Source organism: Streptomyces sp. NPDC048496 (assembly GCF_043200055.1).
In the GTDB taxonomy this organism is placed as follows: Bacteria; Actinomycetota; Actinomycetes; order Streptomycetales; family Streptomycetaceae; genus Streptomyces.
In genome coordinates, this window is record NZ_JBICXB010000002.1 from 234,797 (window position 1) to 255,081 (window position 20,285).

17 protein-coding genes, 2 tRNA genes and 3 pseudogenes are annotated in these 20,285 nt (G+C 70.2%); 14 read left to right on the top strand and 8 right to left on the bottom strand.

The features are described from left to right. Positions 1-40: 40 nt before the first annotated feature. A complete protein-coding gene (locus tag ACGFSA_RS03290; RefSeq protein WP_393298945.1) occupies positions 41-913 on the top strand; it encodes an alpha/beta fold hydrolase in 873 nt (290 codons plus the stop codon). Positions 914-1,044: 131 nt separating this feature from the next. Here ACGFSA_RS03290 and ACGFSA_RS03295 read toward each other — a convergent pair whose 3' ends face one another. Beyond that, a complete protein-coding gene (locus ACGFSA_RS03295; RefSeq protein ID WP_393298948.1) occupies positions 1,045-1,686 on the bottom strand; it encodes a superoxide dismutase in 642 nt (213 codons plus the stop codon). Between the two features lie 256 nt (positions 1,687-1,942). Between ACGFSA_RS03295 and ACGFSA_RS03300 the strand changes: the two genes are divergently transcribed. Further along, positions 1,943-2,575 (top strand): histidine phosphatase family protein, encoded by a 633-nt coding sequence (locus ACGFSA_RS03300; protein ID WP_393298951.1) that lies wholly within the window; start codon positions 1,943-1,945, stop codon positions 2,573-2,575. On the opposite strand, the pseudogene ACGFSA_RS03305 reads toward ACGFSA_RS03300, so the two are convergent. Together ACGFSA_RS03305 and ACGFSA_RS03310 are read right to left on the bottom strand one after the other, a co-directional pair. Further along, positions 2,565-2,840: pseudogene (locus tag ACGFSA_RS03305) on the bottom strand (amino acid transporter); the annotation flags it as partial. The gene ACGFSA_RS03300 and the pseudogene ACGFSA_RS03305 overlap by 11 nt on opposite strands. Positions 2,841-2,903: 63 nt before the next feature. After that, positions 2,904-4,313, bottom strand: coding sequence for an amino acid permease (locus ACGFSA_RS03310; RefSeq protein ID WP_393298954.1), 1,410 nt, complete (start codon positions 4,311-4,313; stop codon positions 2,904-2,906). A 296-nt stretch (positions 4,314-4,609) separates the two neighbouring features. Here ACGFSA_RS03310 and ACGFSA_RS03315 point away from each other — a divergent pair, with 296 nt between their 5' ends. Then, positions 4,610-5,206 (top strand): biotin transporter BioY, encoded by a 597-nt coding sequence (locus ACGFSA_RS03315; RefSeq protein WP_366132476.1) that lies wholly within the window; start codon positions 4,610-4,612, stop codon positions 5,204-5,206. Positions 5,207-5,309: 103 nt separating this feature from the next. Here ACGFSA_RS03315 and ACGFSA_RS03320 read toward each other — a convergent pair. Both ACGFSA_RS03320 and ACGFSA_RS03325 read right to left on the bottom strand, forming a co-directional pair. Continuing rightward, positions 5,310-5,677, bottom strand: a pseudogene (locus ACGFSA_RS03320) (FAD-binding protein); the annotation flags it as partial. A 109-nt stretch (positions 5,678-5,786) separates the two neighbouring features. Next, positions 5,787-7,250 (bottom strand): amino acid permease, encoded by a 1,464-nt coding sequence (locus ACGFSA_RS03325; protein ID WP_393298958.1) that lies wholly within the window; start codon positions 7,248-7,250, stop codon positions 5,787-5,789. 248 nt (positions 7,251-7,498) lie between these two features. On the opposite strand from ACGFSA_RS03325, the gene ACGFSA_RS03330 reads away from it, so the two are divergent. Together ACGFSA_RS03330 and ACGFSA_RS03335 are read left to right on the top strand one after the other, a co-directional pair. Beyond that, the gene (locus tag ACGFSA_RS03330; protein WP_366692298.1) at positions 7,499-7,987 is read left to right on the top strand and encodes a ribose-5-phosphate isomerase; all 489 of its coding nucleotides are present in this window, start codon (positions 7,499-7,501) and stop codon (positions 7,985-7,987) included. A 78-nt stretch (positions 7,988-8,065) separates the two neighbouring features. Continuing rightward, complete coding sequence (locus ACGFSA_RS03335; protein WP_393298962.1) at positions 8,066-8,875, top strand: Fpg/Nei family DNA glycosylase; 810 nt, start codon at positions 8,066-8,068, stop codon at positions 8,873-8,875. 108 nt (positions 8,876-8,983) lie between these two features. Here the strand turns inward: ACGFSA_RS03335 and ACGFSA_RS03340 are convergent, their stop codons facing one another. After that, the gene (locus ACGFSA_RS03340; protein WP_393298965.1) at positions 8,984-10,216 is read right to left on the bottom strand and encodes a GNAT family N-acetyltransferase; all 1,233 of its coding nucleotides are present in this window, start codon (positions 10,214-10,216) and stop codon (positions 8,984-8,986) included. A 105-nt stretch (positions 10,217-10,321) separates the two neighbouring features. Between ACGFSA_RS03340 and ACGFSA_RS03345 the strand changes: the two genes are divergently transcribed. Next, positions 10,322-11,467, top strand: coding sequence for a PP2C family protein-serine/threonine phosphatase (locus tag ACGFSA_RS03345; protein WP_393298968.1), 1,146 nt, complete (start codon positions 10,322-10,324; stop codon positions 11,465-11,467). A 27-nt stretch (positions 11,468-11,494) separates the two neighbouring features. Here ACGFSA_RS03345 and ACGFSA_RS03350 read toward each other — a convergent pair. Continuing rightward, a pseudogene (locus tag ACGFSA_RS03350) lies at positions 11,495-11,701 on the bottom strand (cation/H(+) antiporter); the annotation flags it as partial. Between the two features lie 135 nt (positions 11,702-11,836). Here ACGFSA_RS03350 and ACGFSA_RS03355 point away from each other — a divergent pair. The 4 genes from ACGFSA_RS03355 to ACGFSA_RS03370 all read left to right on the top strand — a co-directional run bounded on the left by ACGFSA_RS03355 (position 11,837) and on the right by ACGFSA_RS03370 (position 16,602). Then, a complete protein-coding gene (locus tag ACGFSA_RS03355; protein ID WP_393298972.1) occupies positions 11,837-12,673 on the top strand; it encodes an ABC transporter ATP-binding protein in 837 nt (278 codons plus the stop codon). Continuing rightward, positions 12,673-15,153 (top strand): ABC transporter permease, encoded by a 2,481-nt coding sequence (locus ACGFSA_RS03360; protein ID WP_393298975.1) that lies wholly within the window; start codon positions 12,673-12,675, stop codon positions 15,151-15,153. The genes ACGFSA_RS03355 and ACGFSA_RS03360 overlap by 1 nt, the downstream gene beginning before the upstream one ends. A 9-nt stretch (positions 15,154-15,162) precedes the next feature. Then, the gene (locus ACGFSA_RS03365; protein WP_393298978.1) at positions 15,163-15,669 is read left to right on the top strand and encodes an HD domain-containing protein; all 507 of its coding nucleotides are present in this window, start codon (positions 15,163-15,165) and stop codon (positions 15,667-15,669) included. Positions 15,670-16,407: 738 nt separating this feature from the next. Further along, on the top strand, positions 16,408-16,602 hold the full coding sequence (locus ACGFSA_RS03370) for a hypothetical protein (RefSeq protein WP_037698756.1): 195 nt from the start codon (positions 16,408-16,410) through the stop codon (positions 16,600-16,602). An 87-nt stretch (positions 16,603-16,689) separates the two neighbouring features. On the opposite strand, the gene ACGFSA_RS03375 is transcribed toward ACGFSA_RS03370, so the two are convergent. After that, positions 16,690-16,763 (bottom strand) — tRNA-Gly (locus ACGFSA_RS03375). A 165-nt stretch (positions 16,764-16,928) separates the two neighbouring features. On the opposite strand from ACGFSA_RS03375, the gene ACGFSA_RS03380 reads away from it, so the two are divergent. The 4 genes from ACGFSA_RS03380 (at position 16,929) to ACGFSA_RS03395 (ending at position 20,198) form a co-directional block, all read left to right on the top strand. Next, positions 16,929-17,005, top strand: a tRNA-Pro gene (locus ACGFSA_RS03380). Positions 17,006-17,155: 150 nt separating this feature from the next. After that, positions 17,156-18,550 (top strand): trigger factor, encoded by a 1,395-nt coding sequence (gene tig, locus ACGFSA_RS03385; protein WP_366694943.1) that lies wholly within the window; start codon positions 17,156-17,158, stop codon positions 18,548-18,550. A 298-nt stretch (positions 18,551-18,848) separates the two neighbouring features. Continuing rightward, the gene (locus tag ACGFSA_RS03390; protein ID WP_393299460.1) at positions 18,849-19,454 is read left to right on the top strand and encodes an ATP-dependent Clp protease proteolytic subunit; all 606 of its coding nucleotides are present in this window, start codon (positions 18,849-18,851) and stop codon (positions 19,452-19,454) included. 51 nt (positions 19,455-19,505) lie between these two features. Beyond that, positions 19,506-20,198 (top strand): ATP-dependent Clp protease proteolytic subunit, encoded by a 693-nt coding sequence (locus ACGFSA_RS03395; protein ID WP_266985683.1) that lies wholly within the window; start codon positions 19,506-19,508, stop codon positions 20,196-20,198. The last annotated feature ends 87 nt before the right edge of the window (positions 20,199-20,285 follow it).

Here is a 20,285-nt window from a genome sequence, read left to right on the forward strand (position 1 = left end):
TCCTTCGACGCGGGTGACGGGACCCGTCAGGATGAGGCGCATGAGTTTGCACGTGACTGACCCGGTTCGTATCGGTACGGAACGGCTGTCGGGAGGGAGGCGGCTGGGCTGGGCCGAGTGGGGGCCGGTGGACGGGGTGCCGGTGCTGCTGTCGCCGGGGGCGGCCACCAGCAGGCATCTCGGGTTCGGCGGCGAGACGGTGGACGGCCTCGGCGTGCGGTTGATCTCGCTCGACCGCCCGGGACTGGGTGCCTCCTCGCCCCGGCCCGGCCGTACCTTCAGGGACTTCGCCGACGACATCCGCGCGTTCGCCGCCCTGCGCGGCCTGGGCCGGCCCCTGATGGTCGGCAACTCGCAGGGGGCGCCCTTCGCCCTCGGATGCGCCGCTGCCGGTGTGGTCGGCGCGCTCGCGGTGGTGTCCGGCGCGGACGAGATCGCCGCGCCGTGTTTCGCCGACGCGCTGCCGGGTGAACTGCGGCGCCTCGTCGACCTGGCGGTGTCCGACCCGGCCGCCGCCGAGAAGGTCTTCGCCGGGTTCACCGCGCAGGCGATGTGGGACATGGTCATGTCCGGCAGTCCCGAGTGCGACCTCGCCGTCTATCAGCAGCCCGCGTTCGTGGCCGCTTACCGGCGAGCGCTCGGCGAAGCCTTCGCGCAGGGTGGCGACGGCTATGCCCGGGACACCGTCCTGGCCATGGGCCACTGGGGGATCGAACTGTCGGACATCGGCGTACCGGTGGACCTCTGGTACGGGGAGAAGGACACCGGTCACTCGCCCGACCAGGGCGCCGAACTGGCCTCGCGCATCCCGGGCGCGGTCCGGCATCTGGTGCCGGATGCGGGCGGGGCGGTGCTCTGGACGCATGCCGAGCTGGTACTGAGCACTCTGCTGAGGCATGCCCCCGTCTCTTGACTCCTCTCCCTCGCGCGCAACAAGCAGAAGGACCCTCACCTGTCACGTCCAGGCGAGGGTCCCCCTTCATCCGCCTGCCCGGTGAAGGTTGAGAAGACGATCACGAGGGAGGACGTTCATGCGCCTCTCCGTCAGGGGGCGAGCAGCAGCACGTCGGCGCGCTCCTTGGCGGCCGCGTAACGCTTCGCCACGTCCTGCCAGTTGACGACACGCCACATGGCCTCGATGAAGTCGACCTTCTGGTTCTTGTACTGCAAGTAGAAGGCGTGCTCCCAGGCGTCGAAGGCCAGGATCGGGACGGAGCCCTGGCCGACATTGCCCTGGTGGTCGTAAATCTGCTCGACGATCAGCTTTCCGCTGACCGGCTCGTACGCGAGGACGCCCCAGCCGGAGCCCTGCGTGGTGGCCGAAGCCTTCGTCAGCTGGGACTTGAAGCCGGCGAAAGACCCGAACGACTCCGTGATCGCGTCCGCGAGGTCACCGACACCGTCCGCCGCGAGGGGCTCGCCGCCGCCGTCACCGCTCATGTTGTGCCAGTAGATCGAGTGCAGGATGTGGCCGGAGAGGTGGAACGCAAGGTTCTTCTGCAGGCCGTTGATCGCCCCCCAGGCCTCCTTGGCGCGCGCCTCCTCCAGCTGCTCCAGGGTGTCGTTGGCGCCCTTGACGTAGGCGGCGTGGTGCTTGTCGTGGTGGAGCTCGATGATCTGCGGGTTGATGACCGGTTCGAGCGCCGCGTAGTCGTACGGGAGTTCCGGGAGCGTGTACGTGGCCATGGGGCGAACCCTCCAGCTGCTTTCCTGTTGTTATTGCAACCTATATGCAAATGCAGGCTAGCAGGAGGAAGGGGGTGTGCGGTGCGGGGACGCCACCCGCGGGCCACATGGTCGGAATCCGGCAGGTCCTGCGCCCCGACGCGGCGCGCACCGCCCGCCACACGGAGCCCTACCTCAAGCTGGTGGACGAACCGGAACGGCGGGGCCGGCTGTCCGGAGGGCTCGCAGCCCACACCCGGTCGCGAACGGAGAGCCGATGACCACCAGCCCGACCGCCTTGTTCCTCGCCCGGCATGGACAGACCGTGTGGCATGCCGAGAACCGCTACGCCGGGGTCAGTGACGTCGCCCTCACCGACGAGGGGCGCGACCAGGCCGAACAGCTGGCGCAGTGGGCGTTCCGCCACCGGGTCGACGCGATCTGGACGTCGACCGCCACCCGTGCCATCGAGACCGCCGAACCCGCCTGCTGGGCGCTCGACCTCGTACCCGGACGCGAACCCGATCTGCGGGAGTGCGACTTCGGGACGGTGGAGGGGCGCACCCTCGCCGAGTTCGCCGCCGAGGACCCGGAACGGGCGGAGGCGTTCCGGGCCGACCCGGTGGTCAACGCCTTTCCCGGGGCCGAGGACCCGCGCGTGGCGGCGGCCCGGGGAACGATGGCGCTGCGCCGGATCGCGGGCGGCCATCCGGGGCAGCGGGTCCTCGTCGTCGCGCACAACACGCTGCTGCGGCTGGTGCTGTGCGAACTGCTGTCGATCCCGCTCGGCGCCTACCGCCGCGTCTTTCCGCAGCTGCGGAACGCGGCGGTGAGCGAGGTGCGGCTGGGGGAGGAGGGCGGCGCGCTGCTCTCTCTCAATGTGCCGTGCGCACCGGACGTCAGCCCTTGACGGCCGCGGCCCGCCGCTGTCGTACGACACCGATCACGATGAGTACGGCGGTCAGCAGACCGGTCGCCAGCAGCTGGTCACGCGTTTCGGGCCGGCCCAGCATCAGCAGGAAGATGCCGGCCATGGCCAGCAGCGCCAGCACCGTCCCCACCGGGAACAGCCACATCCGTACCACCAGCTTCTCGGGCGCCTCGCGCTCCAGCCGGGTGCGCAGCACCAGCTGCGAGGCCGCGATGAAGATCCAGACGACCAGGATCACCGCGCCGTACGGGCACCGGGCTCACCCATGGTGCACACGCGCGTACGTACCCGCGACGGCTCCGTCCTGTCAGCCCCGGCGCCGGTCCCGCACCTCCCGCGCCAGCGCCACGAGCAGCATCAGGCCGGTCGCCCCCGCCGACCACAGCACCTGCGGCCGCGCCACGTCATCGGTCAGCATCAGCACGAGCACGGCCACCAGCGCGACCAGGGTCAGCCAGGTCAGCCAGGGGAAGAACCACATCCGCAGCGTCAGGGCCTCGGGCGCCTCACGTTCGATACGGCGGCGCAGCCGCAGTTGGGACGCGGCGATCAGCCCCCATACGAACAGCAGCACCGCGCCGACCGAGTTGAGCAGATAGAGGAAGACGGAGTCGGGCCACTTCAGATTGAGGAGTACGGAGACGAAGCCGAAGGCGACCGAGGCGAGCACCGCCCGCCGGGGCACTCCGCCCTCGCCGTCGCCGCCTTGGCCGCCCGACACCTTGAGCAGCCCGCGCGGCCCCTCGCCGCGCTCGGCCAGCGAGAAGATCATCCGGGACGAGCCGTAGAGATTGGCGTTCAGCGCGGAGAGCAGCGCCACGAACACCACGATGTTCATGATCTGCCCGGCCGACGGCACCCCGATCGCGTCCAGGACCTTGACGTACGGGCTCAGCCCGGCCTGCTGCGCGGTCCACGGCAGCACCGTCACGATCACCAGCATCGACCCGACGTAGAAGAAGAGGATGCGCACGACCGCGCTGCGCACGGCGCGTCCCACCGCGCGCGCCGGATCGTCGGTCTCGGCCGCCGCGATCGTCAGGACCTCCAGTCCGCCGAACGCGAAGACGACGGTCAGGACACCGGACACGACCCCGGCCCAGCCGTTCGGCAGGAAACCGCCCTGGCCGGTCAGGTTGGTCAGTCCGACCGGATCCGTGTCCGGGAGCAGACCGAAAATGGCCAGCAGCCCGAGCACGAGGAAGATCACGATCGCGGCGACCTTGAGCGCGGCGAACCAGAACTCGAACTCGCCGAAGTTCTTCACCGCGGTCAGATTGGCGAGGGTGAACACCACCATGAACACCAGCACCCAGGCCCACTGGGCCACGGCCGGCACCCAGCCATGGGCGATCGTCGCGGCAGCGGTCGCCTCCACGGCGAGGACGATCACCAGCAGGAACCAGTAGAGCCAGCCCACACTGAACCCGGCCCACCGGCCGAGCGCCCGCTCCGCATGGACGGAGAACGAACCGGAGGCGGGCATCGCGGCCGACATCTCGCCGAGCATCCGCATCACCAGCATCGCGAGGGTGCCCGCGATCAGATACGACACGACGATGGCCGGGCCCGCCACGGCGATCCCGGCGCCCGAACCCACGAAGAGCCCGGCGCCGATCACCCCGCCCAGTCCGAGCATCGTCAGATGGCGCTGTTTCAGCCCGTGCGCCAGCGGTTCCGGCTGCCTGGGCTCCGTGGGGGGAGGGGCGTCGTGCATGGGGTGCGGATCACTCTCGGATCATTCAGCGGGTCCGGTAGCTGGGGGGGGGGACCCTCTTATGGGGAACCTACAGTCTCATGCTGCAAGACCCCGCCCGGCGGACAGTCCCCTCCGCCGCCCTCACCTCAGTGACAAGCATCACGCCGTCGCGTGATTGCTCATCGGCCTTTGTGCGAACCCCACCAAACCGCCAAGCGCCGCTTTGTGGGCGGCTGATGGTGATCGAGCGTTAACCCGTGGGCTAACGTCAGCCTCAGTCTGTCCCCACCTGCCCTCACCACCGCGGAGTCCCGATGAGCACTGCTGCCGCCGCCCCCGTCCGTACCGGAGCGGTCCTCGCCGACCTGCTGCCCGCAGCCCGGCACCGCTACGCCGTCGACACGGCCCTGGTGGTCGGCGGCGCCGCACTCACCGGCATCGCCGCCCAGATCGCCGTCCCGGTCCCCGGCTCCCCGGTCCCCGTCACCGGCCAGACCTTCGCCGCGCTCCTCGTCGGCACCGCCCTCGGCGCCCGCCGCGGCTTCCTCTCCCTGGCCGTGTACGCGCTCGTCGGCATGGCGGGCATGCCGTGGTTCGCGGGCGGCAGCTCCGGCGCGGGCGGTGCCTCGTTCGGTTACGTCCTCGGCATGCTGCTCGCCGCCACCGTGGTCGGCGGCCTCGCCCGCCGCGGCGGCGACCGCTCGGTGCTGCGCACGGCGGGCACGATGGTGCTCGGCTCCGCGATCATCTACGCGGTCGGTGTCCCGTACCTGGCACTCTCCACGGGGATGTCGGCGAGCGCCGCGATCGCGGCGGGCCTGGTGCCGTTCCTGCTCGGTGACGCGCTGAAGGCGGCCCTGGCGATGGGCGCGCTGCCCGCTGCCTGGAAGCTCGTCGGCCGCCGCGGCTGACCGGGCTGCTCGCCCTCGTAAACCCCTCCGAAGAGGCTCGCCGGGTCGTACTGCGACCACCACACCGGCGAGCCTCTTCCGCGTCCGCTCGTCGTGGAATCCCGCCGCCGCCCAGCGTGTACGAGACGGTGCCGACGCTCGGCGCGGAGCCGTTCAGCGGGGCGAGGCCGTGCGCGGCGGCGGCCTCGACGATCTGGCCCCAGCGCGCCCCCGCCCCGATCCGGGCGGTCCCGGCGGCGGCGTGGACGCGTACGTCGTCCATCCGGCGTGTACTGATCAGCGCCCCGCCTTCGGCGGCGCCGGCCAGACCGTGCCCGGTGGCCTGGACGGCGGCAGGCAGTCCGCGGGCGGCGGCGTACACGACAGCGGCCCGGACCTCGTCGGCATCGGTGGCGCCGACGAGGTCCGGGCCGGAGCGTGAAACCGGTCTGGAAGCCGCGCCGGTTCCTCCGGGTATCCGGGGTTGCCGGGGCGGAAAGGGCTGGGCGGGCAACTGGTCGTTCATGGGGAGGCTCTCCGATCCCCCGGTGAGAGCCTCCCCGGTATACCTGACATCGGCCGTCAGGTAGGGACGGGTCGGTCAGGCGTCGGCGGACGCGGCCGCCGTGACCGCTCCGCTCCTGCGCTGCCGGACCTCACGTACCAGCGAGATCGCCACCACGACCGCTGCGACGAGCAGCGAGAGCAGCACCTGCTGACGGCCGCTGTCGTCGGTGAGCATGTAGACCAGCACGAACGAGATCATCGCGATGGTCGCCCAGGTCAGATACGGGAAGAGCCACATCCGTACGACCAGCTTCTCCGGCGACTCGCGCAGGATGATGCCCCGCATGCGCAGCTGGGTGAAGCAGATGACCAGCCAGACGAACAGGGCGACCGCACCGGACGAGTTCAGCAGGAACTGGAAGACCGTGTCCGGCCACTGGTAGTTGAAGAACACGGCGACGAAGCCGAAGACGACGGAGGACAGGATGGCCGTCTGCGGCACGCCCCGCTTGTTCGTCCGGGCGAACGCCTTCGGCGCGTCACCGCGGCCGCCGAGCGAGAACGCCATCCGCGAGGCCGTGTAGAGGCCGGAGTTGAGGCAGGACAGCACGGCCGTCAGCACGATGACGTCCATCACCTGGCCGGCGTGCGGGATACCGATCGAGTTCAGTGCGGCGACATAGCTGCCGTCCTTGAGGATCGACGCGTCGTTCCACGGCAGCAGCGTCAGCACGATGAAGATCGAGCCCAGGTAGAAGACGGCGATCCGCCAGATCACGCTGTTGGTGGCCTTCTGGACGGCGCGCTGCGGGTTCTCCGACTCGCCGGCCGCCAGCGTCACGATCTCGCTGCCCATGAACGAGAAGACGACCATCAGCACACCGGTGAGAACGGCGCCCGGCCCCTTGGGGAAGAACCCGCCGCTGTCCGTGAGATGCGCGAGCCCCGCGCCAGGGTTGTCCGAACCGGGCAGCACCCCGAAGACGGCGAGCAGCCCGACGACGACGAACGCGCCGATCGCCACGACCTTGATCCCGGCGAACCAGAACTCGAACTCTCCGTACGAAGCGACCGAGACCAGGTTCGTCGCGGTGAGCACGACCATCACGATCAGCGCCCACGCCCACTGCGGGACGCCCGGCACCCAGCCCTCCAGGATCTTGGCACCCGCCGTGGCTTCGACGGCGAGCACCACGACCCAGAAGAACCAGTACAGCCAGCCGATCGAGAAGCCGGCCCAGCGGCCGAGGGCCTGGTCGGCGTATGCGGAGAAGGAGCCCGAGCTCGGACGGGCCGCGGCCATCTCGCCGAGCATCCGCATCACGAAGACGACCATGAGGCCGACCAGCGCGTACGACAGGAGGATGGCGGGTCCCGCGGCGGCGATACCTGCGCCGGAGCCCACGAAGAGGCCGGCGCCGATCACCCCGCCGATGGCGATCATCGAGAGGTGCCGATTCTTGAGACCGGCCTGGAGCCCGTCGGAGGAGCCCGGCTTGTCCGCCCGGTCCGGCTCGCCGGGCTGGTGGCCCGGCCCTGCCAGAGTCGTCTGGGTCATGGATCGAATCCTTACGTTTTGGATATCACTCAGTTCCGTGGCTGTGCCGCTGCACGGTGGTGTGGAGGGAGTCTCAGCATTGAAGCCCGTGGAACCTCGGAAGCGGAACCCCCTCTTCCGGATTGGTGGCCGGATTGTTGAGTGAGATTGCCCACGCACCCCGCACAAGGACTCCGCAGCTCCGGCGGGCCCGGAGGGTCCTGACCCCGATGACGGCTACCCGGCGCCGCCCATGCCACACTCGGAACATGCGCGTGTACCTCGGCTCAGACCATGCCGGCTTCGAACTCAAGAACCACCTCGTCGAGTGGCTCACGGCCCAGGGCCACGAAGCCGTCGACTGTGGCCCCCACATCTACGACGCCCAGGACGACTACCCGCCGTTCTGCCTCCGCGCCGCCGAGAGGACGGCCGCGGACGCGGGCAGCCTCGGCATCGTGATCGGCGGCTCCGGCAACGGTGAGCAGATCGCCGCCAACAAGGTGAAGGGCGTACGCGCCGCACTCGCCTGGAGCGAGCAGACCGCCGCGCTCGGCCGCGAGCACAACAACGCCAACGTGGTGGCCATCGGTGGCCGGATGCACACGGTGGAGGAGTCGACGAAGTTCGTCGAGATCTTCCTCGCCACGCCGTATTCCGGTGAGGAGCGTCACACCCGTCGCATTGAGATGCTGACGGCGTACGAGACGACGGGCGAGCTTCCCCCGATCCCCGCCCACCACCCGCAGCAGGGCTGACCGCCCCACAACCCCCTGTGCCGCCGGCCCGCCCGGCGGCACAGCCATGTCCCCACCCGACCGAGGAGAGCCACCGCCGTGCCCGAGGGACACACGATCCACCGCCTGGCCGCGGACCATCGCGACCGGTTCGTGGGCGGGCCGGTGCGGGTGAGCAGCCCGCAGGGCAGGTTCTCGGACAGCGCGGCGCTCCTCGACGGCCGTGCGTTCACCGGCGTCGACGCGCACGGCAAGCACCTGTTCCTCGGTTTCGAGGACTTCGGCTGGGTCCACATCCACCTGGGACTGTTCGGCAAGCTCCACTTCGGTACGGCACCGGTACCGCCGCCCACCGACACGGTCCGCCTGCGCCTGGCCAACGACGAACACCACGCGGATCTGCGCGGTCCGGCCACCTGCGCCCTGATCACAGAACCCGAGAAGCGCGCGATACACGACCGGCTGGGCCCGGACCCGCTACGGACCGACGAGGACGGTGAACGCGCCTGGCAGCGGATCTCGCGCAGCCGCATCACCGTCGCCGCCCTGCTGATGGACCAGAAGGTCATCGCGGGCGTCGGCAACGTCTACCGCGCCGAGGTCCTCTTCCGCCACGGCATCGACCCGTACCGGCCGGGCAAGGACCTCACCCGTGCGGAGTGGGACGCGATGTGGGACGACCTGGTGATGCTGATGCGCGAGGGTGTGCGGAACAACCGCATCGACACGGTCCGCCCCGAGCACCTTCCCGAGGCGATGGGCCGCGCGCCGCGGGTGGACGACCACGGGGGCGAGGTGTACGTGTACCGCCGGACGCACCAGCCGTGCCACATCTGCGGCACGGAGGTCCGCACGGCGGACCTGGCAGCCCGCAACCTCTTCTGGTGCCCCGCCTGCCAGCCGCACTAGGTCCTGTCCTGGCGCCCCTCCCGGCACGCTCTGCCCCGTCGCACCGCCCAGCACGCCGGCTCGCACTGGACGACGCTCCTCACGGGGCAAACATTGCCGGCCGCGCCGCTAGAACCCCCGCGGCAGCCACGGCTCCACCGCCGAGGAGAACGCCAGCGAGGCCTCGTCGACCGCCCCCGCCCGCAACTCCCGTACCCGGCCCGCCCGCGCCAGCGAGACCACCGATGTGCCGCCCAGGTACGCCGCCCCCAACTCCCGCACCGAAAGCGCCAGATCCGCGGGGTCGTCCGTCCGCTTGCACGACGCTCCCCCCTTCGCGTCGGCCGCCAGTCGCCAACGCCCCTCGTTCCAGGGGCAGAACGCGTCCGTCACCTCGAACACCACGTCCACCGGTGCCCGGTACGCCCGCGCCTCCAGCGCCGCGCCCAGTTCCACCAGCCGTACGTACAGCCCGTCGCGCACCTTGATGTTGCACCGCCGGACGTCCGAGACGAGATGCAGGAGGGCATCGTCGACCGGCCGGTTCCGTGCCTCGACCGTCGACGTCAGGTCGATCTCGAAGAGGAACCGCCAGAGCGCCGCGTACGCCGCCGGGTCGAGGGCCGACACATCCTCCGCCACGATCCGGCCCCTGGGGACCCCACCGTCCCAGGCCGGCTTGTTACGGAAGGTCGCGTACCCGACCACCCCACCGTCCCGTTCCGCCAGCACGCACTGCAGCGGCGACGCCCCCTGCCGCGCACTCTCCGGGTCGAGCGTCGCCTGCCGCTCCCAGCCGGGACCGCGCGCCGGTGCGCCCGGCCGCCCTGCCACCAGCTGCTCGTACACGCCCTCGATCGTGGCGAGCGCCTCGTCCGGCTTCGCGTACCGCAGGCGGATCCCGTCCGTGCCGTCCGGCACCGTCAGCCCTACCCGGTCCGTGTCGATCTCCAGCGACATCTGCTTCGTGGCCGCTCCGTACCCGAACCGGCCGTAGATCGCGGGCTCCGAAGCCGCCAGCACGGCGAGCGGTTCACCCAGGGCCCGCACGTCGTCGAGCTGGCGCCGCATCATCGAGGTCAGTAGTCCGCGCCTGCGGTGCGTGGCCGCGACGCTCACCATCGTCACCCCTGCCGCAGGCACCAGCGCCCCGCCCGGTACGGCCAGCCGGAAGCTGAACGCACCCGCCGTACCGACCACGTCCGAGCCGTCCCAGATACCGATCGACCGCTCGTGCTCGGTCAGCGCGTTCCAGAGTTCGCGTTCCTCCGGAGCCTCGGCGACTCCGCCGAAGGCGAGTTCCAGACTCTCGAACCACTCGTTCCATTCGGACGGACGCAGCACCCGCAACTCAGTAGTCATATGCCATGCCTACCAGGGGTACAGCAGACGGGCGACCCGTTTTCGAACGCATTGTCACAGGGGTCCCCCTGCACCGGAGGCGCCCGGGTGGATAAGGTCCGAGCAATGGCCCGTCGCGCAAGAGCAGACTCGTACCCGGCCCGATTGCGGAAATCGGCGCACCGGGCACGCATCGCGCTGCGCAAATCCGGGGTGGACTACTTCCGTGGTGACGGCTCCGACTGGATCGCTCTGGCCGGACTGCTGCTCACCATCCCGACGATCACCTGCGGCACGCTGCTGAACGCGGTGTGGTGCGCCCCGGCCGCGCTCGTGCTGCCGATCGTCGCGGGCGGTCTGCTGCTGCGGCCGGCCAGTCTGCTGGGGCTGTACGCGACCGCTGCCGCGGCCCTGATCGTGGAGTCCATCGCGCTCGGCCCGTACGGACAGGGGGCGGCCCATGTCACCCCCGGCACCGTCCTGGTTGTCGCGGCCTGCGGCTTCCTCGGTCTGATCCTCGCCCAGTTCCGGGCCAGGGTCGGAGTCCCCTGGCGACGCGGCGGCACCATGCTCTTCGACCTGCGCGAACGCATCCGGGTGCAGAGCGCCCTGCCACGCCTGCCGCAGGGCTGGCACCGGGAAATGGCGCTGCGCCCCGCGGGTGGCCAGTCGTTCTCCGGCGACTTCGTCGTCGCGGCCCGCACCAACGGCGGCCGCACCCTGGAGGTCGTCCTCACCGACGTGTCCGGCAAGGGCATGGACGCGGGCTCCCGCGCCCTGCTGCTGTCCGGTGCCTTCGGCGGTCTCCTCGGCTCACTGCCGCCGCACGGCTTCCTGCCCGCGGCCAACGGCTATCTGCTCCGTCAGGACTGGGACGAGGGCTTCGCCACCTCGATCCACCTGGTGCTGGACCTCGAATCGGGTGACTACGAGCTCCTCTCCGCGGGCCACCCGCCCGCCCTGCAGCTGCACGCGGGAAGCGGTCACTGGGAGGAGATGGCCGCGGAGGGCCCGCTGCTCGGGGTGTACGACGGGGCGCAGTTCGACGCGGTGAAGGGCTCGCTGGCCCCCGGTGATGTCCTGATGCTGTTCACGGACGGCTTGGTGGAGGCGTCCGACCGGGACATCGCGGATGGTATCGACCGGCTGACCGGTGAGGCGGACCGCTATGTCGTCACCGGCTTCGAGGGCGCGGCCTGGCATCTGATCGAGGCGTGTGCGAAGGACGTCAACGACGACCGGGCGTTGCTGCTCCTGTCCCGCCGCCACTGAACCGTTTCTCACGGCCTCCCCCGCGACAGGCCGTAAGGACCCCGGCAGGACCCGGGCCGGCCAGCGGGACCGCCCGGCGGCCAGTGGTGCGAGGACGGTGAGGACCAGGACACAGCCGGCGATGAACGGGGAGAGCCGTTCGTCCAGCCCCGCGCCCGCGGCCATCGTGGCGAGGATGAGCGCGAACTCGCCGCGGGCCGGCAGCGTGATGGAGATGTTCGCCGACTTCGGCGGGACCGGAGCACCCCGGTGGGGTTTGCCCCACCCCCGATCCGCCAGCAGCCGCCATGGTTTTGGCCCACCCGTGATCCGTAGGTTCGGAGACACCGGGCGACACCCGCTCGCGAAGGGCTACGGAAGGCGGACACCATGGGACTGCGACGCACCAGGCAGGGCGCGCAGGACGGGCAGCACACGGCGCACACCGACGAGGGGCACGGGTTCTCGGAGATGGCCGTCGAACTGCGCGGTGTCCGGCGGCAGTACGGGCGCGGCGCATCCGCCGTCCACGCCCTGCGCGGCATCGACCTCGCCCTGCCGCGCGCCACGTTCACCGCCGTGATGGGCCCCTCCGGCTCCGGCAAGTCGACCTTCCTGCAGTGCGCGGCCGGGCTCGACCGCCCCACCGAGGGTTCCGTACGCCTCGGCGGCACCGAGATCACCGGCATGAGCGAGAACAAGCTCACCGAGCTGCGCCGTACCCGCCTCGGCTTCGTCTTCCAGGCGTTCAACCTGCTCCCGTCGCTGACCGTCGAGCAGAACGTCGTCCTGCCGATGAGGCTCGCCGGGCAGCGCACCGGCTCCGCCCGCAGCCGCCGCGAAGCCGCCGAGATGCTCGGCCGGGTCGGGCTCGGCGACAAGGGGAACCGCCGCCCCGGCCAGCTCTCCGGCGGTCAGCAGCAGCGTGTCGCCATCGCCCGCGCCCTGGTCACCCGCCCCGACGTGGTCTTCGCCGACGAACCGACCGGCGCGCTGGACACCACGACCGCGGCCGAGATTCTCGTCCTGCTGCGACACGCGGTGGACAGCCTCGGCGCGACCGTCGTGATGGTCACCCACGACCCCGCGGCCGCCGCCTACGCCGACTGTGTGCTGTTCCTCGCCGACGGTTCGATCGCGGACAGCCTGCCGCGTGCCCGCGCCGAGCAGATCGCCGCCCGGATGACCGCACTGACGGCCCCCGCCCACGTGGGAGCAGCAGCCTGATGTTCACTCCGCACGTCCCGAACGGTCTCGCCCGCGCGGCCGTCCGCTTCAAGCCCTCCTCGTTCGTGGGGACCTTCGTCGCGCTCCTGATGGCGGCGGCGATCGTCTCCGCCTGTGGCATCCTCCTGGAGACCGGAATCCGTGCCTCCGTACCGGCGGAGCGCTACGCCACGGCGCCCGTGGTCGTCGCCGCCGACCAGCGGGTCCACATGACGGTCGGCAGCGGCGAGGGCGAGTACGACGCCGCCACCCCCGTACCGGACACCGCACGGCTCCCCGAATCCCTGGTGGGCAAGGCAGCCTCCGCCCCCGGCGCCGCAGCCGCGATCGGGGACGTCAGCTACCCCGTCCAGCAGGACGGCACCTCCCTCACCGCTCACGGCTGGGGCTCCGCCGCCCTCACCGGCACGCGGCTGCTCACCGGCGAAGCGCCCCGGGCCGGTGAAGTCGTCGTCCCCGCAGGCGCCAAGGACCGGACCGGCGAGAACATCACCCTCGACACACCCGCGGGAGCTCTGGAGTTCCGCATCGCGGGTACCACCACCGCCGACGGCACCGTCTGGTTCGCCGACCGGCAGGCCGTACAGCTCTCCGGCCACCCCGGCCGGGTCGACGCGATCGCCGTGCTCGCCGCCCGGGGCACCACCACCGACGCCCTCGCCGACCAGGTGCGCAAGGCCGTCGGCCATACCGCCCACGCCCAGGTCCACACCGGCGACGACCGGGGCGGCGTCGAGGACGCGGATGTCGCGGGCGCCGAGGAACTCCTCACCGGACTCGGCGGCTCCTTCGGCGGGGTCGCAACCATGGTCGCCGTGTTCACCGCAGCGGGTACCGTCGCCCTCTCCGTCGGCCAGCGCAGCCGCGAGTTCGCCCTGCTGCGCGCCATCGGCGCCACCCCGCGCCAACTGCGCCGCACCATCGCCACCGAGTCGCTGCTGGTCGCCCCGCTCGCCGGAGTCCTCGGCTGCCTGCCCGGAATCGCCCTGGCCCACTGGTGGTTCGGGCAGCTCCAGGACAAGGGAGCCATCCCCGGGCCCATCCATCTGCACGTGTCCTGGTTGCCGTTGACCATCACCATGGCCACCACGCTGCTCACCGCGCTGGGCGCCGGATACCTCTCCGCCCGCAAGCCGTCGAAGACCAAGCCGGGGCTGGCTCTCGCGCAGTCCGCGGTGGAACGCCCCCCGTTCGGCTGGATCCGCACCCCACTCGGTATCACCGCCCTGATCGGTGGCGGAGTCTTCGCGGGCGTCGCCGCCTCCACGAGCGGCGAGGACGCGGCGAACGCGGCACTCGGCGTCGTCATGTTCTTCATGCTCGCGGTCGGCCTGCTCGGCCCGCTGATCGCCCGGATCTGCGCCGCCGTCATCGGCCTCCCGCTGCGCGCCGCCGGCGCGTCGGGCTCGCTGGCCGCCGCCAACTCCCGGACGAACTCCCGTCGGCTGGCCTCTGCGATCACGCCGATCGTGCTCGCTATGGCCTTTTCCTCGACGCTCGTCTTCATGCACACCAGCGAGGAACGGGTGATCGCACACCAGCAGCGCGACGCCATCACCGCCGACCACATCGTCTCCGCCCCGGGTGGACTCGCCTCCGACGCGACCGAACGGGCCGCCGCCACCCCCGGTGTCTCCACCGCCGTCGGCCTGCTCCGCGGCTCCGTCCTGGTGCCCATCGGATCGGGCGGGGACCGGAGGCTCCAGAACACCTCCGCCCAGGGGGTCGTCGGCTCCGGCGGCGACCTCGCCAAGGTCCAGGACCTCGACGTCCGGACCGGATCGCTCACCGGCCTGCGGCCCGGCACCGTCGCCATCGACACCACCCTCGCCGGCTCCACGAAGCTCGGCACGGGCGACCGGCTGGCCCTGCGCCTCCCGGACGGCACCAAGGCCTCACCGAAGATCGTCGCCGTTTACGGCCGCGGCCTGGGCACAAGCCTCGTCACCTTGCCCGCCGCCGGCCTGCGGACCCATGTCACCTCGCCGTACGCCTCCGATGTCCTCGTACGGTCCACCCCGGCCGCCGCGCGGAAGCTCACCGCGCTCGGCACCGTCACCGACGCGTCCGGCTACGCCGCCGCGCGGAGCCAGGACCGTGAGCTCAACGCCTGGGCCAACACCACCATGGCGGCGGTCCTCGGCGGATTCGCCGCCGTCGCCGCCGTCAACACGCTGGTCATGACCGTCCTCGACCGCCGCCGCGAACTCGGCGTGCTCCGCCTCGTCGGTTCCACCCGCCGCCAGGTCATGGGCATGATCCGCTGGGAGGCGCTGCTCGTCACGGTGGCCGGAATCGCGATCGGTACGGGCATCGCGCTGGCCACGCTCATTCCGATGATGAAGGGCCTGACCGGCGAAGCCCCGTACATCCCACTGGCGCTGTACGGGTCGTTCGTCGCCGCGACCGTCGGCCTCGGCCTCGCCGCCACCACGCTTCCGGCCCGTGCCGCCCTGCGCCGGACGGCCGCACGTCCGTAGAGTCGGCCCATGCCCGCACCCCGCAGCAATCCGACCCTGGCCGAAGTCGAGGCGATCGCCCGTACGGCCCACGCGGATCAGAAGGACAAGGCCGGACGCCCGTACGCCGAACACCTCGCCGCCGTCGCGGAGGGCGTACGGGCCAGGGGTGGCAGCGACGAACAGATCGCGGCGGCCTGGCTGCACGACGCCGTCGAGGACGAGGTGCTGTCCGAGGAGTGGCTGGCCCGCGCGGCCCTGCCGCAACAGGTCAAGGACATGGTCCTCGCCGTCACCAAACGGGACGGCGAGGACCTCGCCTCGTACACCCGGCGCATCCTCGCCACCCCGGGCGCCCTGCTGATCAAGGAGTCCGACCTCGCGCACAACGCCGATCCGGACCGCCTCGCGGTACTGGACCCGGCGACGCGTATCCGGCTGACCGCGAAATATGCGCAGGTACGCGCGCTGCTCGGGCTCACTGCCGTCGAACCGCCCGCCGACCGGCCGGATCCGGCCAACACCGCGGGCGACTGAATCCACTCAGAGCCTGGCGGCGTCCCGCCGGAAGGCGCCAGTGCATGTCCGGTTCGGTCGCGAAACGCAGCACCCGCCGTACGGGTGGCGTACACAGTAGGCGTCGCGCCGCTTCGCGGGCTCGGCCGCAGGAGGCTTGTTCGCCACCGGTGCGGGGGCTGTCGCGGTGGTGGTCCTGCCTCCGTCCGGTCTGGGCTCCGGCTTCCGGGTCGCCGGGGAGATCGGGTCCCTCTGAAATGCGTTCGGAGCGTGGAACATCTCAAGCACCTCAGGCGTCTCGAACGCAATTCGTAAAACAGCCATCGGGTATCGCGTGCTCCCGCCGATTCGAAAGTGAAACCACCGAAAAATGACCGCTATGACCTGATTGATCCGCCTTAAACGGTGCATATCGTCAGGCAGTTGGAGGGAGCGAATTTCATCGCATCAAGGTCGACGAAATGCATGTGAATGATGTGTGTGGATATGGGAATCATCGCAGTCGCACGTCATGTGATGCAGGCCCCGAACGGCCCCTGCGCCGACCCGGGGCGGTTCCGGCGGTGCGCAGGCGGACGCGCCGGAAGGGTGGTGCGCCCCTCGTGCACGCGGGGCGCGAGGATGGCGAGATCCGGACAGTGTGATGCGTCACCCGGCAGCATCCATGGGGGAGTTGGTGGCACGATGGGCGTAACGGAGGAGTGCCGGGATGCGTGCCTCCGGGCCGGCAAGGCGGACCGACCAAGGGTGTGATCAGTCGTGGCCATTTCACTGTCTGTGGTGCTGATGTTGGCGATCATCCTGGTGGTCCTGATCCGCAGCGGCTCCATCAAGGCCGGACCCGCGGTCGTCGCGGTGCTCTTCGGCTTCTTCCTGGCATCGACCGGTATGGCGCCGTCGATCAACAGGTTTATGAACTCGATAGCGGAGACGATCAGCAACATCTCCTTCTGACGCGCCGTCGGCCGGCCTCGTGGGGAGGGTCGTCGAACGCATCAGGGCCAGGTCGGAGGATGTCCTCCGGCCTGGCCCTGAGTGGCATGGAGCGGGCGACGGGAATCGAACCCGCGTAGCTAGTTTGGAAGACTAGGGCTCTACCATTGAGCTACGCCCGCAAGCACCGCACCGCAGGTCACGAGGACCGCGGCACGAAGAGCATCGTAGCGGGTCGCGGACGGTCTGCGCACACATGGTCGCGGCACGGGGTGCCGCGTTCCGCGCCGCCCCCGGAAAGCGGTCTGTGCACCGCCTTTCGGCATGTACCCTACGTGTCGCACCAACGGGGTGTGGCGCAGCTTGGTAGCGCGTCCGCTTTGGGAGCGGAAGGTCGTCGGTTCGAATCCGGCCACCCCGACCACCAGCAAGATCGCATTGTGGGAGTCATCCCCCTTGCCGTTACTATGCAAAATGCGTGCCCGTGTGTCTGATGTACCGGGCTCGATCCGCGGAGCCGCTGTCCGGTGGCCGAGCAGAACCCCAAGAAGTCAGCCACCAAGGAGACCGAACCGTGAAGAGCGCCGTGGAGACCCTGAACCCGACTCGGGTTCGGCTCAGCATCGAGGTGCCCTTCGAGGAGCTCAAGGACAGCCTCGACGCGGCGTACAAGAAGATCAACCAGCAGGTCACGGTGAAGGGCTTCCGTAAGGGCAAGATCCCCAACCGGGTCATCGACCAGCGGTTCGGCCGTGGTGCTGTGCTGGAGGAGGCCGTCAACGACGCCCTCCCGAAGTTCTACACCGAGGCTGTCAACGAGGGTGAGCTCAACGTCCTGGGCCAGCCCGAGGTCGACATCACCGAGCTGAAGGACGGCGAGCTGCTGGCCTTCACCGCCGAGGTCGACGTGCGCCCCGTGATCGAGATCCCGGACTACTCCGGCATCGAGGTCACCGTGGACGCCCTCGAGGTCACCGACGAAGAGGTCGAGAAGGCCGTGGAGCAGCTCCGCGAGCGCTTCGCCTCCACCAACCCGGTCGAGCGCGCCGCCGCCGAGGGCGACGTCGTCACGATCGACCTGCAGGCCAAGGTCGACGGCGAGGTCCTGGAGGACGGCGTGGCCGAGGGTGTCTCGTACACCATCGGTTCCGGTGAGCTCCTCGACGGCATCGACGCCGCTGTCACGGGCCTGGAGGCGGGTGGCGAGGCCACCTTCACCTCCGAGCTGAAGGGCGGCTCGGCCGAGGGCAAGGAGGCCGAGGTCACCGTCAAGGTCACCGCGGTCGCCGCCCGTGAGCTCCCGGAGCTGGACGACGAGTTCGCCCAGATGGCGAGCGAGTTCGACACGCTCGACGAGCTCAAGGCGGACAGCCGTACGCGCCTGGAGAACACCAAGCAGTACGACCAGGCCACCCAGGCCCAGGAGCGCGTCCTCGAGGAGCTGCTGAAGCTCGCCGAGGTCCCGATCCCCGAGAAGCTGCTCGCGGACGAGGTCCAGACCCGCAAGCACAACCTGGAGCACCACCAGCTCGGCCAGATGGGTCTGACCCTGGAGAAGTACCTGGAGATCCAGGGCAAGACGGTCGAGGAGTTCGACGCCGAGACCTCCGAGCAGGCCATCAAGGGCATCAAGACCCAGTTCATCCTTGACGAGCTCGTCAACAAGGAGAAGCTGAACGTCAACCAGGAGGAGCTCACCGAGCACCTCATGCGGCGCGCTGCTTCCTCCGGCATGAGCCCCGACCAGTTCGCCCAGGCCGTCGTCGAGGGCGGCCAGGTGCCGATGCTCGTCGGCGAGGTCGCCCGCGGCAAGGCGCTGGCTGTGGTCGTCGAGGCCGCCAAGGTCGTCGACACCAACGGTGAGGTCGTCGAGCTGGAGGACGAGGAGGAGCTCGAGGAGGCCATCGAGACGGTCGAGGCCGCCGAGGGCACCACCGAGGCCGCTGCCGAGGAGAAGAACGAGGCCTGAGCCTCGCGCTGAACCCGTGCGACGGGCTCCGGACGCTCAGCGTCCGGAGCCCGTCGTCGTCTCGCGGCAGAGTCCCGCGCAGCCGGCCCCGAGCTCCCCGCCCGGTGCCGCAGAACCCTTGTGCGCACTGCCCAGCTTGCGCTCCCAGCGAACAGTCGCGGAAGCGGGATGGCGTTGTCCTACCTGCGCGTTAGGGTCCATGAATAGGAAGGGCAGGGGAGCCCCCGCCCGCCCGGTACGAAGACGCTGAGACGGCCGGAGCCGTCAGAGACGAGCAGGTGGATACGTGACGAATCTGATGCCTTACCGCGCCGGAGAGCCGTCCCTCGGTGGTGGCCTCGGCGACCAGGTCTACAGCCGACTGCTCGGCGAGCGCATCATCTTCCTCGGTCAGCAGGTCGACGATGACATCGCCAACAAGATCACGGCGCAGCTGCTTCTCCTTGCCGCCGAACCCGACAAGGACATCTACCTCTACATCAACAGCCCCGGCGGCTCGGTGACGGCAGGCATGGCGGTCTACGACACCATGCAGTACATCCCGAACGACGTGGTCACCATCGGTATGGGCATGGCGGCCTCGATGGGCCAGTTCCTGCTGACCGGTGGCACTGCGGGCAAGCGCTTCGCGCTCCCGAACACCGACATCCTCATGCACCAGGGTTCGGCCGGCATCGGCGGTACCGCCTCGGACATCAAGATCCAGGCGCAGTACCTGCTCCGTACGAAGCAGCGGATGGCGGAGATCACCGCCCGTCACTCCGGCCAGACCGTGGAGACGATCATCCGCGACGGCGACCGCGACCGCTGGTACACGGCGGAGGAGGCCGTGGAGTACGGGCTGATCGACGAGATCATCTCCGCCGCATCGGGCGTTCCGGGCGGCGGCGGCACCGGGGCCTGAGCCCCTGTGCCCGCCCAGCCCGCAGCCCACAGCCCTCAGAACGCCACCAGGATGGTGAACACCGACATGAGCAACTACCCCGGCCTCCCCGGCGCCTCCGCCAGCGGCCTCTACACCGGCCCGCAGGTGGACAACCGCTACATCGTTCCGCGCTTCGTGGAGCGCACCTCGCAGGGTGTGCGGGAGTACGACCCGTACGCGAAGCTCTTCGAGGAGCGCGTGATCTTCCTCGGCGTGCAGATCGACGACGCGTCCGCCAACGACGTCATGGCACAGCTGCTGTGCCTGGAGTCGATGGACCCGGACCGTGACATCTCGATCTACATCAACAGCCCCGGCGGCTCGTTCACCGCGCTCACCGCGATCTACGACACGATGCAGTTCGTGAAGCCGGACATCCAGACGGTCTGCATGGGCCAGGCGGCCTCCGCCGCCGCGGTCCTGCTCGCCGCCGGCACGCCCGGCAAGCGCATGGCGCTCCCCAACGCCCGTGTGCTGATCCACCAGCCGTCCTCGCAGACCGGCCGCGAGCAGCTCTCCGACCTGGAGATCGCCGCAAACGAGATCCTGCGGATGCGTACCCAGCTGGAGGAGATGCTGGCCAAGCACTCCACCACGCCGCTGGAGAAGATCCGCGACGACATCGAGCGCGACAAGATCCTGACCGCCGAGGATGCCCTCGCCTACGGTCTCGTCGACCAGATCGTCTCGACCCGCAAGAGCGCGGCCGGAGCGATGGCCTGACATCGGACTTTTCCCCTTGGCGCGGTGGTTTTGCACGGTCGCGGCCGTGTGAACCGCGCCAAGGGGGGCCCGAACGAGGGGCCAGGC

Coding starts and splice junctions, on each gene's coding strand:
- ACGFSA_RS03330 (WP_366692298.1), top strand. CDS start 7,499: ATGCGCGTGTACCTCGGCTCAGACCATGCCGGCTTCGAACTCAAGAAC.
- ACGFSA_RS03345 (WP_393298968.1), top strand. CDS start 10,322: ATGGCCCGTCGCGCAAGAGCAGACTCGTACCCGGCCCGATTGCGGAAA.
- ACGFSA_RS03390 (WP_393299460.1), top strand. CDS start 18,849: ATGCCTTACCGCGCCGGAGAGCCGTCCCTCGGTGGTGGCCTCGGCGAC.
- ACGFSA_RS03340 (WP_393298965.1), bottom strand. CDS start 10,216: ATGACTACTGAGTTGCGGGTGCTGCGTCCGTCCGAATGGAACGAGTGG.
- ACGFSA_RS03355 (WP_393298972.1), top strand. CDS start 11,837: ATGGGACTGCGACGCACCAGGCAGGGCGCGCAGGACGGGCAGCACACG.
- ACGFSA_RS03310 (WP_393298954.1), bottom strand. CDS start 4,313: ATGCACGACGCCCCTCCCCCCACGGAGCCCAGGCAGCCGGAACCGCTG.
- ACGFSA_RS03360 (WP_393298975.1), top strand. CDS start 12,673: ATGTTCACTCCGCACGTCCCGAACGGTCTCGCCCGCGCGGCCGTCCGC.
- ACGFSA_RS03315 (WP_366132476.1), top strand. CDS start 4,610: ATGAGCACTGCTGCCGCCGCCCCCGTCCGTACCGGAGCGGTCCTCGCC.
- ACGFSA_RS03395 (WP_266985683.1), top strand. CDS start 19,506: ATGGTGAACACCGACATGAGCAACTACCCCGGCCTCCCCGGCGCCTCC.
- ACGFSA_RS03290 (WP_393298945.1), top strand. CDS start 41: ATGAGTTTGCACGTGACTGACCCGGTTCGTATCGGTACGGAACGGCTG.
- ACGFSA_RS03325 (WP_393298958.1), bottom strand. CDS start 7,250: ATGACCCAGACGACTCTGGCAGGGCCGGGCCACCAGCCCGGCGAGCCG.
- ACGFSA_RS03295 (WP_393298948.1), bottom strand. CDS start 1,686: ATGGCCACGTACACGCTCCCGGAACTCCCGTACGACTACGCGGCGCTC.
- ACGFSA_RS03365 (WP_393298978.1), top strand. CDS start 15,163: ATGCCCGCACCCCGCAGCAATCCGACCCTGGCCGAAGTCGAGGCGATC.
- ACGFSA_RS03300 (WP_393298951.1), top strand. CDS start 1,943: ATGACCACCAGCCCGACCGCCTTGTTCCTCGCCCGGCATGGACAGACC.